The 13,927-nt window shown below is 45.6% G+C and carries 22 protein-coding genes; 4 read left to right on the top strand and 18 right to left on the bottom strand.

All coding sequences use genetic code 11. From position 1 onward, the window contains the following. Positions 1-4: 4 nt before the first annotated feature. Both R6242_RS16090 and R6242_RS16095 read right to left on the bottom strand, forming a co-directional pair. A complete protein-coding gene (locus R6242_RS16090; protein WP_318428673.1) occupies positions 5-553 on the bottom strand; it encodes a DUF882 domain-containing protein in 549 nt (182 codons plus the stop codon). 394 nt (positions 554-947) lie between these two features. Continuing rightward, a complete protein-coding gene (locus R6242_RS16095; RefSeq protein WP_318428675.1) occupies positions 948-2,147 on the bottom strand; it encodes a transposase in 1,200 nt (399 codons plus the stop codon). Positions 2,148-2,168: 21 nt separating this feature from the next. Here R6242_RS16095 and tnpA point away from each other — a divergent pair, with 21 nt between their 5' ends. The 3 genes from tnpA (at position 2,169) to R6242_RS16110 (ending at position 3,964) form a co-directional block, all read left to right on the top strand. Beyond that, positions 2,169-2,585 (top strand): IS200/IS605 family transposase, encoded by a 417-nt coding sequence (gene tnpA / locus R6242_RS16100; RefSeq protein ID WP_318428676.1) that lies wholly within the window; start codon positions 2,169-2,171, stop codon positions 2,583-2,585. 202 nt (positions 2,586-2,787) lie between these two features. Continuing rightward, entirely contained in the window at positions 2,788-2,952 is a 165-nt protein-coding gene (locus tag R6242_RS16105; protein WP_318428678.1) for a hypothetical protein, read from the top strand. Between the two features lie 31 nt (positions 2,953-2,983). After that, a complete protein-coding gene (locus tag R6242_RS16110; protein ID WP_318428680.1) occupies positions 2,984-3,964 on the top strand; it encodes a glyoxalase superfamily protein in 981 nt (326 codons plus the stop codon). A 1,096-nt stretch (positions 3,965-5,060) separates the two neighbouring features. Here the strand turns inward: R6242_RS16110 and R6242_RS16115 are convergent. From R6242_RS16115 to R6242_RS16155, 9 genes are all read right to left on the bottom strand, one after another. Then, a complete protein-coding gene (locus tag R6242_RS16115) occupies positions 5,061-5,288 on the bottom strand; it encodes a hypothetical protein (protein ID WP_318428681.1) in 228 nt (75 codons plus the stop codon). 54 nt (positions 5,289-5,342) lie between these two features. Continuing rightward, complete coding sequence (locus R6242_RS16120; RefSeq protein WP_318428683.1) at positions 5,343-5,543, bottom strand: hypothetical protein; 201 nt, start codon at positions 5,541-5,543, stop codon at positions 5,343-5,345. A gap of 106 nt (positions 5,544-5,649) precedes the next feature. After that, entirely contained in the window at positions 5,650-6,018 is a 369-nt protein-coding gene (locus tag R6242_RS16125; protein WP_318428684.1) for a hypothetical protein, read from the bottom strand. A gap of 56 nt (positions 6,019-6,074) precedes the next feature. Further along, positions 6,075-6,296 (bottom strand): hypothetical protein, encoded by a 222-nt coding sequence (locus R6242_RS16130; RefSeq protein ID WP_318428685.1) that lies wholly within the window; start codon positions 6,294-6,296, stop codon positions 6,075-6,077. Positions 6,297-6,500: 204 nt separating this feature from the next. Next, positions 6,501-7,262: a DUF4942 domain-containing protein gene (locus R6242_RS16135; protein WP_318428687.1), complete on the bottom strand. Its 762-nt coding sequence runs from the start codon at positions 7,260-7,262 to the stop codon at positions 6,501-6,503. 501 nt (positions 7,263-7,763) lie between these two features. Continuing rightward, entirely contained in the window at positions 7,764-8,033 is a 270-nt protein-coding gene (locus R6242_RS16140) for a hypothetical protein (RefSeq protein ID WP_318428689.1), read from the bottom strand. 64 nt (positions 8,034-8,097) lie between these two features. Then, positions 8,098-8,292 carry a hypothetical protein gene (locus R6242_RS16145; RefSeq protein ID WP_318428691.1) on the bottom strand — a complete coding sequence of 65 codons (195 nt, stop codon included), beginning with the start codon at positions 8,290-8,292 and terminating at the stop codon, positions 8,098-8,100. A 65-nt stretch (positions 8,293-8,357) separates the two neighbouring features. Continuing rightward, entirely contained in the window at positions 8,358-8,825 is a 468-nt protein-coding gene (locus R6242_RS16150) for a hypothetical protein (protein WP_318428693.1), read from the bottom strand. 413 nt (positions 8,826-9,238) lie between these two features. After that, on the bottom strand, positions 9,239-9,433 hold the full coding sequence (locus R6242_RS16155) for a hypothetical protein (protein WP_318428695.1): 195 nt from the start codon (positions 9,431-9,433) through the stop codon (positions 9,239-9,241). A 99-nt stretch (positions 9,434-9,532) separates the two neighbouring features. On the opposite strand from R6242_RS16155, the gene R6242_RS16160 reads away from it, so the two are divergent. Further along, complete coding sequence (locus R6242_RS16160; RefSeq protein WP_318428697.1) at positions 9,533-10,348, top strand: Fic family protein; 816 nt, start codon at positions 9,533-9,535, stop codon at positions 10,346-10,348. Positions 10,349-10,543: 195 nt separating this feature from the next. Here R6242_RS16160 and R6242_RS16165 read toward each other — a convergent pair whose 3' ends face one another. The 7 genes from R6242_RS16165 to R6242_RS16195 form a co-directional block, all read right to left on the bottom strand. Beyond that, positions 10,544-10,801 (bottom strand): hypothetical protein, encoded by a 258-nt coding sequence (locus tag R6242_RS16165; RefSeq protein ID WP_318428699.1) that lies wholly within the window; start codon positions 10,799-10,801, stop codon positions 10,544-10,546. Between the two features lie 39 nt (positions 10,802-10,840). Further along, complete coding sequence (locus tag R6242_RS16170) at positions 10,841-11,068, bottom strand: hypothetical protein (protein ID WP_318428701.1); 228 nt, start codon at positions 11,066-11,068, stop codon at positions 10,841-10,843. A 139-nt stretch (positions 11,069-11,207) separates the two neighbouring features. Continuing rightward, complete coding sequence (locus tag R6242_RS16175) at positions 11,208-11,948, bottom strand: hypothetical protein (protein WP_318428703.1); 741 nt, start codon at positions 11,946-11,948, stop codon at positions 11,208-11,210. 301 nt (positions 11,949-12,249) lie between these two features. Continuing rightward, positions 12,250-12,537, bottom strand: a complete 288-nt coding sequence (locus R6242_RS16180) for a hypothetical protein (protein WP_318428704.1) — start codon at positions 12,535-12,537, stop codon at positions 12,250-12,252. 345 nt (positions 12,538-12,882) lie between these two features. Further along, positions 12,883-13,320 carry an MAPEG family protein gene (locus tag R6242_RS16185; RefSeq protein WP_318428706.1) on the bottom strand — a complete coding sequence of 146 codons (438 nt, stop codon included), beginning with the start codon at positions 13,318-13,320 and terminating at the stop codon, positions 12,883-12,885. Then, a complete protein-coding gene (locus R6242_RS16190; RefSeq protein WP_318428708.1) occupies positions 13,263-13,652 on the bottom strand; it encodes a hypothetical protein in 390 nt (129 codons plus the stop codon). Before R6242_RS16190 ends, R6242_RS16185 begins: the two co-directional genes overlap by 58 nt. A gap of 17 nt (positions 13,653-13,669) precedes the next feature. Next, on the bottom strand, positions 13,670-13,915 hold the full coding sequence (locus R6242_RS16195) for a DUF3850 domain-containing protein (RefSeq protein WP_318428709.1): 246 nt from the start codon (positions 13,913-13,915) through the stop codon (positions 13,670-13,672). Between the last annotated feature and the right edge of the window lie 12 nt (positions 13,916-13,927).

Below are 13,927 nucleotides of genomic sequence, written 5' to 3' on the forward strand. Positions count from 1 at the left end.
CTAATTAAACGCCCTTTCGCCAAAAACGTGTTTTATAAACATCGGCATGTACATGCCCGGCGTAGAGTCCAACCCCGCCACTTTGTAATGCCCAAAAAAGGCGGGCGTTATCTGTCATCCCAACATTTTCTCTGTATCCATCCACTGCATCACCATACTGGTGCCGAGAAAGGTGAGCCGCTCCTTCAGTTCGGGAGTTTGTACTGATTGCGCGATAGCCACTAGTTACCGTAAACCAGCGTTGCATCCTATGTGAAACGGCCAACTCCTGTGAGGCGAAAATCAAATCAAACAGTAAAGGGCTCATTTGGACAGCCTGATTGCTCTCAATGTCACGAGTAAGGATGCATAACCTTGTCATCCCATCAATCAAGTATTGCCCATTATCCCAATACAAAACCTTGTCTTGTTCGCCAGTATGTTTTCTTTTAAGCCATAGTTCTCGCGGCTTGGACAAATAGGTATCTTGGATTGCAGCCAACCCACTCGCTGGATTAATAAGCACACCACCGGCAAGACAAGCCAAATTACGGAGAAAAAGTCTGCGGTGCATGAACGTTAATCCTAAAGATTGGAGTGAAAAAGGCTGGGTAGAAAGAGGAGGAGTTTAAAGCATTGGCCTTGGCGGCCCCGGGCAAAAAACACTGAATTTCGAGTCTAAAAGTATTTTTTGCGCTCGCATCCTATGGGGTTTTGCGGATACTACATGGACGGATTCGCATATTTCTTATAGTGAAGTGAACTTACTCGTGGAATGCCACATTTTTTGTAATGTACAATATTATGATTTGCATCAGAATGGTTTCATCCGCACTGGTCGGCTACCGGTAATTTGAATGGGGAGAAAGAATTGACATCCTCCCCCACCTCTCGCTAGAGCTTCGTTCGTAGCTCGCCCGACAAGCGGGAAAGGAGGGGGATTCCTACTGCGGTTAGCTAAAATCTAGCTAACTCACTTCGGCGGGTTCCTGCTTCGCAGAAGAGCCTAACTGCGCTACCTCTCCACAGGCTAACAAGCGCTGTCCGCGCTCTAAAACATTGATAGCGCCGACCACATCGGCGTTATTTTCATAGCCACATTCGACGCACTCGAACTTGGCTTGCGTCTGGCGATTCTCGCCTGACACATGCCCGCACGCCGGACACGTTCGGCTGGTGTTATGCGGCGGTACGGCGATGAGATGCCCACCGCACCACATCAACTTATAGTCCAGTTGCCGCCTGAATTCGCCCCAGCCCTGGTCGAGAATCGCCCGATTCAGGCCGGATTTTTGCGCTACTTTTTTGCCATGCGTTTCAGCATTACCCTTGCTGGACTTGGACATATTCCGTATCTGCAAATCTTCAATACACACAATCGCGTGGTTTTGGCTGATGGATGTTGAAGCTTTGTGCAGATAATCCTTGCGGGCATTGCCGATGTTGATGTGAACCTGTGTGACTTTGGCCTTGGCCTTCTGCCAGTTTTTGCTGAACTTCACTTTCTTCGCCATTTGGCGCTGATAGCGTTTCAGCCGTTGCTGGTGTTTCTTGAAACTGTTGAGCGGGTCGAAATGACTACCATCGCTCAGCGTGGCGAAACGGGCAATCCCCATGTCGATACCGACGATACCGCCTTGCGGTAACTCGGTTGCCACTTCGCGCCGCGTTTGGATGCTCACAAACCACTTGCCACCCGACTGACTGACCGTGACGTTGCGCAGCTCGCCCAGTGCTTCACGCGAATTGCGGTAGCGCAACCAGCCCAGCTTAGGTAGAAAGATACGGCCATTGGCTTGGTCGAGTTTGATTTGCTTCGGGTCTGGATAGCGGAAGCTGTCGCCCGTGCCTTTCTTTTTGAAGCGCGGGAAGTCCGCCCGTTTCTCAAAGAAGTTTTTGAAGGCTTTTTCGAGGTCTTTGAGCGCATGTTGCAAAGCTTGCGAAGGTGAATCTTTGAGCCATTCAAAGCCCGTTTCACGTTTCCAAAGCGGTAGATTTGCAGCCATTGCCACATAGCCGATGAACTTTTCACCCGCTTCGTGATTGGTCTTTTGTAACGCCAATGCCTTGTTGTAGACGAAACGACACGACCCAGCGAAGCAGCGAATGTGCTGCGCTTGCTCACCGTTGGGCTGTAGCTCGAATTTGAAGGCTTGAAGACGTTCCATACCTAAAGTATAGTTTGGTCTATGACAATAGACAACGATATTCGACACGGTAGACACTGTGTTTTTCTGATGCACGTTCACTTGGTCTTTGTGACTAAATATCGGCGCAACGTGTTCACCAAAGAAATTCTGGACGACCTGCGCCCACTCTTTGCAGGGGTGTGTACTGACTTTGAGGCCGAATTAGTGGAATTTGACGGCGAGGACGACCACGTTCACTTGCTGGTGAACTATCCGCCTAAAGTGGCGGTTTCCAATTTGGTGAATAGTTTGAAGGGTGTATCAAGCCGAATGATTCGCAAGAAAAACTATCCCAATATTAAGCAAAAGCTGTGGGGTGGTGCACTATGGTCGCCCAGCTATTTTGCAGGTAGTTGTGGCGGAGCGCCGATTGAAGTGATTCGGCAATACATCGAGCAGCAGCAAACGCCGCACTAAAGTCAAAAGCAAGGACGGCTACGCCGTCCGCGCTATTCATCCCCGCCCTGAAGGTCGAGGTTTTTCGCGCAAGAGGGATAAATAAAAGTTAAATTCTTAGAAGCAGCATTACCCACTCAAGCAGAATGACAGATTTTATCAATCCCTGTTAAATTAGCAGGCATCTACACTTTTATCTGTAAAATTGAAATTGGAGTATTAAGTGAATATTGAAATTTTTGTTGCAGTATTTTCAGCGCTGGTAGCATATCGTTTTGTAGCTCCAGTTATTGACCGTTTTAATCCATTGACCCGCACAAAAGATAAATTAATCAGTGCAAGAGGAATTTCTTCCGCAGGCTCAGAAAAACCACAAAGGTTAGCTTAATGGAGTGCTGGTAATAGAAAAGAAATACCGAGTGGCCATCTCATTAAGAGAGGCAAAACTGCAGGCTGACCGATTGTCCTCACGGCTCAAAATGCTGGGTGTCGATATTAAGCGCACACAAGCACTCGAAGCCGTTGCCGCTGTCTACAACTTTCCGAACTGGCTCAAGTTTAAGGACAGTCTTGACAAGCATCATGGCCCAGCACCACAAGCATCGACAGCGGATCGCGGGCCGCACCGCATTCTTCTGCTTCGTCCTGGCGAGGGTAAAACCAGCATCATGGCGATGCTCTTTGAGAATGAGGTGAAAAAGAAGCAAAGTATTCCGTTATGGATTACTTGCGGTGAGACACTACCTCAACACATCTTGTCCGACGACACGCTTGAGTCGGTGTCGATTATCACGGCTGACTTTTCCGACGAAGGTGAGATTCTGGCATTGCCCGGACTGGATAAAGGTTCGACCGGCATTTGGGTCCGGCTGCACCATCCGGCGATGAGCCCTCATACTCCCCATGGGAGATCGATCCGGGCCAAAGCAATGATTGGATTATTGGCATCGATCAAACGTGAGTGGCCAGAGCGGATTGCCTCAGAGATAAATTGGTGCCTGATTGATGAATTTAACCGTCTCGACCAGAATCACCCGGGACTATTAAATAGCGCATTGCCTGATTTTGCCGGAACGAACATCACGCTGGTGATCAGCACACCGCACTTGCCTTCGGCAGCGCCACCCGGCTATCGCATTATATCGAGTCGGGGGACGGCAGAGCTGCCAATGAAGGGCCTTGTTTTTTGCACAGCAAAGGACGTTGTGATTGCGGATGACGACCGAAATATTGTACCGGGAATGGATAGTCCGCCCACGTATGTGGAAGGTATTGCGAAGCAAGTGTTGGGTGCAATCAGGGACAAAGAGAACAACTACCCGGTACGAGGGCGAAATGCACGCAAGGGACAAGCTGCAGCCATTCCTGTGAGGGTAGAAGCAGCGGGCGCACCGGCCTGAGACGCGGGTGCAGGCCAGTGCAACTAAAAACGCACCTTATGGACTGCGGGCGTCCGAAGCAAAGGGATTAGCTATAACCCTAAGCGTCTGAAAAAGAGTCCGTCTGCAGCATTCCTTTTCGCGCTCCGTGGACTGATGGTAGAGGCCCCAAACTCTACCCACCTGAGTACGCACCCTTATTACGTTTGCATAATTAGCTATAACCCGACCCGCGAAAGCGGGCCGGGTTTAGCAGCCTTCAATCCACTCCGTAGCACCAATCGTGCTGATTTCATGCACTGCGGCCTGAAAACCTCCCCCTATCAGCCTCGCTTTTCGCCGGTTTTAGGCCTTCCCCCCCCCACTCTCACACTCTCTGCTCCTTTTTATTGAGCCCAATTCAATTAATTGGAAGCAATTCAAAATTTTGATAGCAATGCGAAAAATTGAGGCCAATGCATTGAGTTGAAATCAATTCGACATATTGGTCACAACTCAAGATGGTCCAGGTCATTACATAATCCAAAAAAAAAAATTTCTTTCCCTAATTCAACCGAATTTAGCACCTAGTCACCTTAATAAAAGTGACTAAAGCGCATTAAAAATTGAATCCAATTCATAATATTGATCACAATTCATGAATTGGGGGCAATAAAAATCGCCCGACACCGCCATTTTTAAGCTTTCAAACGGTGGGAAGTGTCCAAAAAAACCGGAAAAGTCAAAATCAGGCTGTTAAAGGTAGGGCCGAACTTCGAAACTGGCCCATTCAACGGCACGTGTTAGGACAGAAAACCCCCTGCGCAACCCGGTCAGCGGGGACGCGGGTCGGGTTATAGCTAATTACCCGTTAGGAATGATGTCGTCCCCTTCTCTTGCGCTGCGCCATGGCGCTGAAGGCTCTGGGTTATAGCTAATTACCCGTTCTTGCCGCTTTCTGGTGGTGCTGCCTCTATAATACGGTCCGGCTTGCCCTTGCCGCATTCCCCGTGCTTCGGCCACACCTACGCTGCTAACGCCATCTGGCGGACTCCCTTGGCCCCTTTACGTGTGCGCCGCGCATAAAAAAAGGCCCCTTCAATCAGAGGCCATTCCATATCAGTTCTTACTTGCTTTCTTACTCAGCCCACTTCGTTTCGATTTTCAACATCCGCGTTGCCATTTTAGCAAACGGTGAATTCAAGCCGTCATACTTTAAGCCCAACCCAAGCAACAACGCCACATCCTCTGTCTCAGCAATCAGGTTGGTTTCATTCCCATCCACTACAGGCACATAATAAGTATCCCCTGCAATCGTAGCGATCTTCTTTTTGCCCGTGTTCTTTTTAGTTATTACCGTAACCATGCTCTTATCCTCATTTTCATAAAATACCGATCATCTATCTAAATACTGCCTGAATCAGCCTTCATATCGCTGTAAATCAGCATCAACCTGATCTAATTCAGACTGCCATTCTGCCTGCTGTTTCTTCAGCAGAGGCACCAGCATTTGATGAAACAAACCTTCTTCGTGGTGCCCTTGAGATAACGCTCTCGATACGGATAAAACCCCTTCAGACAAATGATTTCGGCGCGATACAAGTTCCGTGTATTGGCACATAACGACTTCCCAACTGGCTTTGGCTATTGATGGCTTTATAATAGCGCATAATGCGCTACACAGCAAGCTTGCCTTCTGCCCTGAATGATCCCGCCAAGTGCTACATTTAACCCAAGCTTTCTTCGGTAATGACATACATCTTCATCACCCTCTTCTTTTCGTCCGGATTTTTTTGCTCTGCCAGCGCCCCATTGTTAATCGCTGTTTTGATCGCATTAAAAACGTTCATTGGTTTATTGTTGTTTAGAAAATGTGCCTTCACATCCTTGGAATTGAAAGGCTCGGTTATCCCTGAAAATAAGGCCCGAGAGACCTTTGCACTCTCCTTCTTATTCCTTGCCATGTCGGCTAATTTCTTATCTGTAGCCGTATTCATCGAAAAAGTAATTTGGCGTGTTTTGGGCACCTTACTGATTACAGTAGGAGCGATTCCAAACAGCGCTTTTTGCCTTGGTGTCAATTCATTTGAATGCATAAAAATCTCTCGGCTAAAGTGAGAACGTGAGGCGTCCTTTCTGAAATGCTAAACCGCTACAACCAACACTCAACAATTTGAGGTTCGTCTTCAGGCGCTCTTGCGATTTTGTTTAAATTCGACGGCAATTTGCTACGCACTTCTTCGAGTGTTTTTTCAATAAACACCTCCTCGGTTTGCTTAATAGCTCCGTCTTGAACAAAAGATTTTCTCGCCACATAATCGTCCGGATAATCAGTGGGGTGTTCGTAAATTGTCCGAACCGCCAAAAATGTCATGTTGATCCCTTTTTGTTTGAATTATTGCTTTAATAACCGTTTATTTTTTTCTTACCGTTCCAAATAAATACTTAAACCATAAAGTATTTGTTTTTTCTTCTACTTCATCGAGCTTATATTTAAAGGCATTAATTTTTTAAATGCCAAATACTTCCTCGCATACAACCAAAGCGCAACCATGAAAAGTCGTATTGTATCTCAACATTACTTCGGCGGTGGGAGTGCATTTGGATAATGCCTTGCCAAAATGTCATTTAGCTTTTCAATGTCAGCCAGATTTAAAAATTTAACGTGAGCGTTCCCATTCTTAAACCATTTAAGAATGAAATATTCATTCATAAACTCCATTTTATTAAGGTTCGACGCTTCGCTGAAGCGTTGACTTATGCCGTTGCGATGATCCGGCTCAGGTCTTGAATGAAGCACCGAAAAAACCCTAACCAAATCATCCAGTGCGTCTGATTTTCTGCCATAACAATTATATGTATGACAAAATTTTTTTAAAATAATTCGCCCCCCGAATTTCTGAGGTAGATTGGTACTATGCTCCCATGATAATTGGCGGAAGCACTCAATGACCCCTCTTTCAAGGAGCTTCTGTCGCGAGTCGTACAGGTCAGCAAATGTATTGCGAATATTTGTTTCATTTAGTTCAGGCGTTTTTCGTTCACAAATTATTGTATCCCATTGATTTCTTGCTTTTGAATCCATAAACGTCCGCAACCCACTTTCGTGCATAAGATATTTCCATGCAGACGCATCCAGGCCTCTTGACATAGTAGGGAGCCAATCCTTACTAAATACATCTATGTGACGCAACAAATAATCAAGTTTCCCCAGCCCGGCCACCTGTGCAATATCATTTGCTTCTTTTAGTAATTTAGAAGCACTCTCTAACCGCTTCGCAATAGCCGCTCGCTGATTAATTAAGTTTTCAATACTTAGTGATTTAACAATCTCGCTCACGATTTAGCCTTGAATATACATTTTCTTTTTAACAGCCAGCCTGGCTGGCTGAAAATATTAAATTTCCAGTCCCTGTTACTTAACCTCACTAGCGGCTAAATATAAAGCAGATAGCAGCGCTTCTGCGTATTCATATGCTTCTACAACAGTTAAATTTTCGTTATCAATTCATTTTAAAGTAGACCAATTAAGTTTTCTTTAACCTGTTCATAAGTAGAAGCATTTTCCATTTCATTCACCATTGAAATCTATTGCGATTGCTGATGAATTAATTATACACAATTAAGCGTGGGCGTCCACGACAATATTAAGTTAACGCGCAGGCGAAATTAGTCCAGCCACAAATACAATGTGTTGGTGCAGTAAGACGTTCTGTTAGAGGATTGTCCAGAACGATCCGGACTCCATTTTTTAGTATTTAGTGAGTTGTACTTCTAAAATAAATCTAGGGATACATTAGCTGCTTGATTTAATAACTGTGGCTCAAAACTCAAGGCGTTATCACATTCCACCTTTATTACATTTATCGGATTTCTGCTCACCCCAGTCCTTAATTCTAGGATTTATTTTATATTGCATGCACCGTTCATGAGTAGCGCATGGCGAATAAGTCATATTGTTCTCGATCAGTGTGAAACTGCATTCAAACAGCTCTGCATGTTTATTGGCTGTAACAGTTGAAGCTTGAGACGCACCACCCCCCACTTTTTTTGAACCCATAGCGACCGAGGATGCAAGTAATACTATTAGAAGACCAAGAAATTTATTCACGACAACCTCTCTGTTTGGTATTAGTCAAATTTCACTCAGAAGGCAATTCTCACTCTGTGCCATCTCAGGGATGGCTTCCGTTCCATTCCTCGACTGGCACTAACGCACGTTCAGGCACATCCATAAGTTTTCCTGCACTTGTTGCTTTTGTTCTCTCAACTTCCCACATTGGTTGTTTACCATAAGGTAGTGCTGGAGCAATGGCCCGGACTTCGTTTCCGGACTTTTTGAAAATGTATGTTTCGCCGATTTTGATCATACTATCCTAATGCCATTTTTTTTAAGGACGATTGGTCTGATTACTATAGCTGCCTCTTTTGAAACTCACGGCCAAAATTTTTCAATCTTCTCACTATTCCTCTTCCTAAATTCTGGCCATGACTCAATAAGCAGTTTAGTTTGGACAGCATTCAAATTTAAGAACTTTTGAAGTTTATTTATCGCGCCTTCAAATTCTTCTTTCAGTAAGTGCCCGTCTTTAATCACCTTTGAAAATCGAATCTCCCTGCCAGTTCGCTGATTGAACCTCACTTGCAGCTTCGGTGAGCGACCTTCCTCTTTACGTTCAATCAAAGTGAAACCACAAGGAGATCCATCGCTTCTTAAAATTTTTGCAACACTTTGTATTAATTTATTTGAACCATTTGATTTACGTTGAGTAAGCCGCCAGCCATAAATTTGCGAAAAGAGAAGAATTTCTTTTTCGACTGAAGATGCTTCTTCCGGCAACACATACCGCTGCTGGCCTGCAAGCTGGATTTTTATTTTATTCCACATCCGGAAGCGAGACATTTATTAAAACCTTTGAATGCTCTGTAAATAGGAGTCTTGTCTATATAACGCTTTTTATATCAATTAGGTCCAACTTAGAGTGCCGTAGTGCGGTTCATAGTTGGCAATGCAAGTATGTCGGCAAGGTCTTTGATGTAAATCACAGCGCTTTGGAGAACAAAGCCTGGGCCTTTGCGTCCAGTATTTTTTAGACAATTAATTTTGCTCGAAGGTAGTCGCTGAATGATTAAATCACATAGCGCTCGACGACTTGACTCACTATCTAGTAGAGAAACTTCGCGCTCTACTGCCGTGAGCTCAAAACCACGTTCCCTCAGCGATTGGTGCCACAAGTGTTTTCTTTCTATATCTGAAATTGGAGTTGGCGAATGAGTTAATAAAGTGCTCAAACGCTCTACTGCAGTCCGTATCGTTTAGATGTCAGAACTATTTGATGCTTCATCTGACATCCCTGCCCCACGTCGCCATTCTCGGTTACTCTCAACGTCTGCGTGCCATGGCCATGGCCCAGCAGATGCAAAAACCACAGGAGCCATTAAGAACAAGCCAAACGGCAGTAGCATCAACCAATGCTGCAATAACGACAAACCAAGATACCAAGTCAACAATGGTGTCACCGTGAGCAATTCCGGTCTAGCTTCAACCAAAGAAGAAATATAAAATGAATTTATTACCGAAAAAGAAATTGCTCTCCTTTGGACGCACCTATGATGCCTGCACGCCTTGCCGCAATGCTCACTAGAGTCGATAAGAATCAAGAACGACTCAATGCACACCGGCCATTCCCGCAAAACACCCTCGCCTCTCTTCGAGAAAAACTGGCACTGGAATGGACATATAACTCCAACGCTATTGAAGGCAACACGCTGAGCCTGCGCGAAACAAAAGTGGTGCTGGAAGGCATTACGGTCGGCGGAAAATCGGTACTGGAGCACTTAGAGGCAACCAATCACCGGGATGCAATTCATTATGTTGAGCAGATTGTCAGAGACAAAGAGCCGCTCTCAGAGTGGCAGATCAAGAATTTGCACAGCTTGGTACTAAAAGGGATTGATCATGAGAACGCAGGCCGGTATCGCCAGGAAAATGTCGTAATCTCCGGGGCCAGCACCACCCCGCCCGACTTCCTGCATCTGGATGAAGAAATGTTGCGGTTAATGGAATGGCATGAACTGGCCGAATCAATGCACCCAGTGATCCGGGCAGCTGAACTGCACACCCGTTTTGTTGAGATTCACCCGTTTATTGACGGGAACGGTCGCACCGGGCGGCTGCTACTTAACTTTGAGCTGATGAAAGCCGGTTATCCGCCTGCCATTATTCGCAAGGAAGACCGGCTGCACTACTACGATGCGCTCGACAAAGCATGTGCGAGCAATGACTACAGCGACATCACACAGCTCGTTACAGACGCCATAGACCGCTCGCAAACGACCTATCTGAGTCTGTTTGAACATGCTTCACCTAAAAAAACACAACCTACACCTACCAAGCCCGGTTCTACGCCAGATTTTGCACCTTGACAGTCCACGTTCCCCAACCACATATCCCCAGAACAGCACCACGACAAGACCAGGTTAACTGCCCTGATCAATGAAAATGCCCTGCTTGCGTCAGGGCATCTTTCTGGAGACCCCCTGTGAGGGGCCTCGGCATTGATCAGACCCTTCATTACCGGGCCAAGCGTATTTTTCTCTTACAACACTTGGCATTCCAGATCAGCACTGCTTGCAAGACGCGGTTACTGGCTTTGCATTAGGCGCGTCAGCGGGGCATACCTCGCGCCACAAAGCATCTTGATCATCGCCCTCGGGAGCATCGGCATACCGCATCCAGATATGCTCCGGCACAGGAAATCCCGGCCCATATTCACCACTCATTGCTGTGGTGGCATGCTCAATATCAACATGGCCCTCTACGAGCAGAATTTCATGATGCTCACCGACGATACAATCCACGTTTAATGATCCAGCCATAATCCAATCCCCAATTCGCTCAAACGCGATAACTCCTGATTATTTTTCGGTATCCGGTGCCAGGCTTGCGCCGATTTCCTCAGTTAATTTAACTTGTTCGGCTCTTGCCCATTCGAGCATCGTCTTTCCAAGTTTTTTATCATTAATCCGGCAATACTTACCATCGAGACAAAAGAAGGTGGAATACATTGATACGACCCAGTACCACGGTGCCGAAAACACTGGTTTGGATTGATGCTTTTCCGTGAATACCTGATAACGTGTCATCGAAATTCTCCGGCATCAGTTAGATGCAGTGGGTTCATCATTTTAGTTTTCATATTCGATCCCTTTGTTTTCGTCATTTACGCAGCAACCCGCCGCAGCAATGACGAATTCGTTGCAGTCGATTTCATGGTTAATCAGTTTATGATCGATTTTCCGTACCACATTTTTGGCACGACCCAGCGTAATAATTGGCAGCGGAAATGAAGGAGCCACAACCGTTACAATGAAGGGGAATTTTTCTTTTTTTGGGTTTATTTATCTGAATGGCCGTCCCCTCAAAAGCCTTATGAATATCTAAACTTTTAGCGGCCACGGACGAGCGCGTTTTTGTTTGAATGTACGATTGGGGCCAGAATTTGACGTTCTCGCCTACAGAGGGATCATCTTTCACGTAAAGCACGGCTTGACCAATATCCGTTGTGCTTTTGCTAGGTTTAGTAACCCAATAAGCATCGTTCCCGTCAAAACGATTATTCACCTGCACATAGAAAAGTTCGTCTGAAATTAGTGCTGCTTCTGACTCATTGAGGTACTGCACATCGACAGTCGGGCGGGACAGTGTGAGCACAGCTACCTTTGGTAGAGGAATATCCGTATTTCGCATATTGTGCTGGCTTAGGGCTTCGGCTTCGGAAAAAACTTCGGCTTGTGCGATATTCGTTGTGTAATCACCGCCCATCTTCCAAAACATCATGTTCCCGCCGCATAGGTTGCGACTATCTTGCAATACGTATTGGTTTTGAACTTCCCCTGCTACCTCACTAATTTCTTTCATCGAATGCCTTTCATTGAGTGCCGAATACTGCTTTAAATGATTTGCTGCTTCGCTATATGCTTCATATCGAGCTTCGCATTGCGCTTTAGTCAGTTTTTTTGTCATGCCTGAAGGTTTACCTAATGATTACTTCATGCTGAGTAAAACATACCCAGGCTCAATTCCGTATTGCCCCCCACGGACAATATGAGTAACTGTACGCCAGCAATCATCATTGCCAATCCGTTCATTGCGTTCAGTATCAAACGGAAAGAGCATCAATATGCTTGCGAACCTCGTGCTGAAAACGCTCAGCACCCGCGATAGCTTCATCTTGCGTTTTGAAGCAATGGAGCCCAGTCAGAGGGTCGGTCACATAAGCTTCGTCGATCATTGGTGCAAAATATTTGATATTGAAAATTAATAATTAATTTTTAGGTAAAGAAAAAACATCATCACATTTAAAGCCGCGACCGTAATTATGCAGCCCAATATTTTCAAGCCACTGAGCCATACCAATGTATTCAGTCATTCCTTCTGTGATAACTACAAGATACGGAGACAGAGCGGGTGTTTGAGTTAGGTCTAGTGTCGCAATTGCAATACGCATCTCGCCCGACCCCCATTCATTTTCACCCTCACTCTTTACGTGCTTAATGATTTGATCGGTGCAATTAAGGCGTTCAGCCTTATCATCCAGAAATTCAAAACGCATATTTTTTCCGATTTCAATTGTTGAAATTGTATTCGAGCTGCACAAAACTTTTTAAGAAGTATCAGTTTCCTTATCGTTGAATCCTTCATTGTTCAATGGTATGGCATCACCAGACATGCTCTGTTTTGCCATAACATACGAAAAAACATATCAAGGCCTTTCAGCAAGTCAGTTTCCATCCAGTTCAAAGGTCGAGCAACAATTGACATGATTTTTTCCAGCGGTTAGGCCCCTTCTGGCAGCTTGAGGGTTCAGCATCATCCTCTGGCAACCCATTCCAGCCGCTACACAGAGTCGTATAGTGGGCAAGAGCAAGTCGCTCCGGCATCGGCCACAACGCACGGATCACGACTGTAATATCACTACTCTGGCCCACATACCGAGAACGGCAAGGAAATTTATTGTGAATACAACGCCTCGGAGCCGAACATTGGTAGTTAAAATTTGGATGAAGCTGTGAAGAACGCGACCAATGACGAATACCCACGCCAATACTGCGGTAAATAGAGTTACGTCGGATTGCAAAAGCAACAAACATGCCGTGTAGAAGAACAACGGCAACTCAAATTGGTTAGTAAGATTGGCACTAATACGAGGCTCAATCTTTGCTAAAGGGTTGCTGCCGTCTGGCCGACAACCAACTCCCCAAATTGCAGGAGCACGAGCTATGGTAAGTGACACATAGAGTAAAGCCGTTAGAGCAACGTGCACCACCATTGGAATGATTAGCTGATGTGGCATAAGCTTTTCCTCGCTATTTGGTGCTTTGAAGGTGCGCAACAATTTTTACTCCTTTCACTATAGTCAGACACCACTCTTGCTTGCATGATGGCGCGATTGGCTTCTAATGCCTCATTTTTTAGAACAATAACGACGGGCCCTTCACGCAAATCTCCGCTCATTGTGCCGTGCAAATCTAACTGCTCCTGATGCGTAAGGTTTTTCCACTTAGCAATCCACTCATAATTGCCAAACAGTAATCCAGTAGGGCCCGTTGCACAGGATTGGCCTACTGACAGCCCGTTTTCCGCACACCAAGCTTGTGCTGCGTACATAGCTTGAAAAGTGCCTTGCTGGGTGAATTCAATTCGCATAATCTCTCCAATAATTTCCATGCTAGCTTTACCTGTGATTACTTCATGCTGAGTAAAACATATCCTGGCTCAATGCCAAATTGACCGCCTCGGACAATATGAGTCACTTTACGATAGCAATCATCATTGCCAATTCGTTCATTGCATTCTGGATCATACGGATAAATAATCAGCGTATCGCCTAGCTGAAAGCCTCGATCATCTTTGCGAATTTCTGCCGTTTTATTGCCAAGTAGTATTTCAGCAAATAGCTCTGGATGAATTTTCAGTTCATGAGTTGCCATATGATTCTTTTC

The organism is Iodobacter sp. CM08 (assembly GCF_033446605.1).
In the GTDB taxonomy this organism is placed as follows: Bacteria; Pseudomonadota; Gammaproteobacteria; order Burkholderiales; family Chitinibacteraceae; genus Iodobacter.

Bases quoted from the DNA above. Each gene is read 5' to 3' on its own strand.
- R6242_RS16090 (WP_318428673.1), bottom strand. From the start codon at position 553: ATGCACCGCAGACTTTTTCTCCGTAATTTGGCTTGTCTTGCCGGTGGT.
- R6242_RS16095 (WP_318428675.1), bottom strand. From the start codon at position 2,147: ATGGAACGTCTTCAAGCCTTCAAATTCGAGCTACAGCCCAACGGTGAG.
- tnpA (WP_318428676.1), top strand. From the start codon at position 2,169: ATGACAATAGACAACGATATTCGACACGGTAGACACTGTGTTTTTCTG.
- R6242_RS16115 (WP_318428681.1), bottom strand. From the start codon at position 5,288: ATGGTTACGGTAATAACTAAAAAGAACACGGGCAAAAAGAAGATCGCT.
- R6242_RS16120 (WP_318428683.1), bottom strand. From the start codon at position 5,543: ATGTGCCAATACACGGAACTTGTATCGCGCCGAAATCATTTGTCTGAA.
- R6242_RS16125 (WP_318428684.1), bottom strand. From the start codon at position 6,018: ATGCATTCAAATGAATTGACACCAAGGCAAAAAGCGCTGTTTGGAATC.
- R6242_RS16130 (WP_318428685.1), bottom strand. From the start codon at position 6,296: ATGACATTTTTGGCGGTTCGGACAATTTACGAACACCCCACTGATTAT.
- R6242_RS16145 (WP_318428691.1), bottom strand. From the start codon at position 8,292: ATGATCAAAATCGGCGAAACATACATTTTCAAAAAGTCCGGAAACGAA.
- R6242_RS16150 (WP_318428693.1), bottom strand. From the start codon at position 8,825: ATGTCTCGCTTCCGGATGTGGAATAAAATAAAAATCCAGCTTGCAGGC.
- R6242_RS16160 (WP_318428697.1), top strand. From the start codon at position 9,533: ATGATGCCTGCACGCCTTGCCGCAATGCTCACTAGAGTCGATAAGAAT.
- R6242_RS16165 (WP_318428699.1), bottom strand. From the start codon at position 10,801: ATGGCTGGATCATTAAACGTGGATTGTATCGTCGGTGAGCATCATGAA.
- R6242_RS16170 (WP_318428701.1), bottom strand. From the start codon at position 11,068: ATGACACGTTATCAGGTATTCACGGAAAAGCATCAATCCAAACCAGTG.
- R6242_RS16175 (WP_318428703.1), bottom strand. From the start codon at position 11,948: ATGACAAAAAAACTGACTAAAGCGCAATGCGAAGCTCGATATGAAGCA.
- R6242_RS16180 (WP_318428704.1), bottom strand. From the start codon at position 12,537: ATGCGTTTTGAATTTCTGGATGATAAGGCTGAACGCCTTAATTGCACC.
- R6242_RS16190 (WP_318428708.1), bottom strand. From the start codon at position 13,652: ATGGAAATTATTGGAGAGATTATGCGAATTGAATTCACCCAGCAAGGC.
- R6242_RS16195 (WP_318428709.1), bottom strand. From the start codon at position 13,915: ATGGCAACTCATGAACTGAAAATTCATCCAGAGCTATTTGCTGAAATA.